We start from the raw sequence: 2,130 nt of genomic DNA, 5'->3' as shown, positions 1-2,130 counted from the left end.
CACCCGCCCTTGCCCCCGTCGAAGGTTCCACCTACAGTCCGGCTCCGTAATATTCGGCATACGGCCCGAAACTTTCGAGCACGGGCCGGACGGAGGGGCGGAGACCCATGCGGACCTACGACAACCCGGTCATCGGCGGCTTCCACCCCGACCCCAGCGTGTGCCGGGTCGGCGAGGACTACTACCTCGCGTGCTCCAGCTTCGAGTACTTCCCCGGAGTTCCGCTCTTCCACAGCAGGGACCTGGTGCACTGGCGTCAGATCGGCAACGTCCTTGACCGGCCAGGGCAGTTGGACCTCCCGGACAACACCCCCGCCTCGGCCGGCATCTACGCCCCCACGCTCCGCCACCACGACGGCCGCTTCTACCTCATCACCACCGACGTGCGCGGCAAGGGCACCTTCCTCGTCACCGCCGACCGGCCCGAGGGCCCCTGGTCGGACCCCGTGCTCGTCGACGTGCCCGGCATCGACCCCGACCTGGCCTGGGACGAGGACGGCACCTGCTGGTGCGCCGTCGCCGGGGTGACGGTGTCCCGCATCGACCCGGCGACCGGCAAGGTCCTGGAGGGCCCGCTCCCGATCTGGTCCGGCACCGGACTCCAGCACCCGGAGGCCCCGCACCTCTACCGCGTCGGCGACTGGTGGTACCTGATGATCGCCGAGGGCGGCACCTCGGACGGCCACAGCGTCTCCATCGCCCGCGCCCGCTCCCCGCGCGGCCCCTGGGAACCGGCCCCCGCCAACCCGGTCCTCTCCCACCGCAGCACCGACCTCCCCATCCAGAGCACCGGCCACGCCGACCTGGTCAGCGCCCCCGACGGCACCTGGTGGATGGTCCTGCTCGGCACCCGGCCCCGGGGCTGGTTCCCCGGCTTCCACGTGCTCGGCCGTGAGACGTTCCTGACCCCGGTGGAGTGGGTGGACGGCTGGCCAAGGGTCGGCCCGGTACGGGAACAGCACCCTGCGCCGGAGGCCTGGCATCCCTTCGAACTCCCGCCGGTACGCGACGACTTCGACGCCCCGGCCCTCGCCCACTCCTGGATCTCCCCGCGCAGCAGGCCGGACGGCAGCTGGTCACTGACCGGGCGCCCGGGCTGGCTGACCCTCGACGCGAAGTCCGCCCCGGTGTTCCTCGGTCGCCGCCAACAGCACCCCGACTGCCGTGCCTCCACCCGGATCGACCCCGGCTCCGGCCGCGCCGGCCTCTCCGTCCGCATGGACGAGGCGCATCACTACGACATCGAGGTCGCCGGGGGAGTGGTGAGCGTGGTCGTGCGGATCGGCCCGGTGCGGCAGCGGGTCGCCAAGCACGCGGTGCGGCCCGGTCCACTCACCCTGACCGTCGACATCAGCACGGCCGATGTCGGTACGCGCGGCCCCGACACCCTCACGTTCTCCGTGGAGGGTCCCGAAGGCGCCGTAGAACTGGCCGAGTTGGACGGACGCTATCTGTCCACGCAAGTGGCAGGGGGATTCACCGGACGGGTGATCGGCATGTACGTGAGTGAGGGGGAATCGGCCTTCGACTGGTTCGACTACCAGGAGGCACTCCGATAGCGGGCGACTACGCGGGGTGACCGACCCCGAAAATGCGTCGGGGCCGGTGCGCACCTCATGTGTGCGGCCGGCCCCTCATGTCCCTGAAATGCTCACGCGGGAAATGCTCAAGCGGCTGTCACCACTTGGCGGTGCGGGGCGATGATCTGCCCGTCGGGCAGGAGCTCACCGGTGTCCTCGAACAGGAGAACGCCGTTGCACAGCAGGCTCCAGCCCTGTTCCGGGTGGTGCGCCATGAGGCGGGCGGATTCCCGGTCGGCGGATTCGGCTGTGGGACACGGTGGCTGGTGCTTGCACATTGGTGGGATCTCTCGCTCTGTTGTGGTCATGTCCGTCCCCCGTGGTGTTGAGTCGGTCCGAACCCAGTGTTGCCCCATGGACGTCAATCCGCAGGGATTTAGCAGCACCGCTTCTCACAGGTTCAAGACGCGTCACCCGCGCGGACGGTTCATCCCAATTCCCAGCTCGTACGAGCTTTTTCGTGCTCGGACGAGCGTTACGAGCGTGAAAGGGCCGGAAACGCGATCGTACCCCGCTGCCGGGAATTCGGCGGCGGGGTACGGGGGTGACG

Annotated in this window: 2 protein-coding genes; one reads left to right on the top strand and one right to left on the bottom strand. The window is 69.6% G+C overall.

Annotated elements, in window-relative coordinates; translation table 11 throughout:
- The first annotated feature begins 107 nt into the window (after nucleotides 1-107).
- Nucleotides 108-1,559: a glycoside hydrolase family 43 protein gene (locus AC31A1_RS50570; RefSeq protein WP_489659777.1), complete on the top strand. Its 1,452-nt coding sequence runs from the start codon at nucleotides 108-110 to the stop codon at nucleotides 1,557-1,559.
- Nucleotides 1,560-1,666: 107 nt separating this feature from the next.
- Here AC31A1_RS50570 and AC31A1_RS50565 read toward each other — a convergent pair whose 3' ends face one another.
- Nucleotides 1,667-1,858: a DUF5999 family protein gene (locus AC31A1_RS50565; RefSeq protein WP_033283380.1), complete on the bottom strand. Its 192-nt coding sequence runs from the start codon at nucleotides 1,856-1,858 to the stop codon at nucleotides 1,667-1,669.
- Nucleotides 1,859-2,130: the final 272 nt, after the last annotated feature.

Source organism: Streptomyces sp. P5F9 (assembly GCF_057961495.1).
Note: the sequence above shows the minus strand (reverse complement) of the source record. Positions and strands in the feature narration are given on the sequence as shown.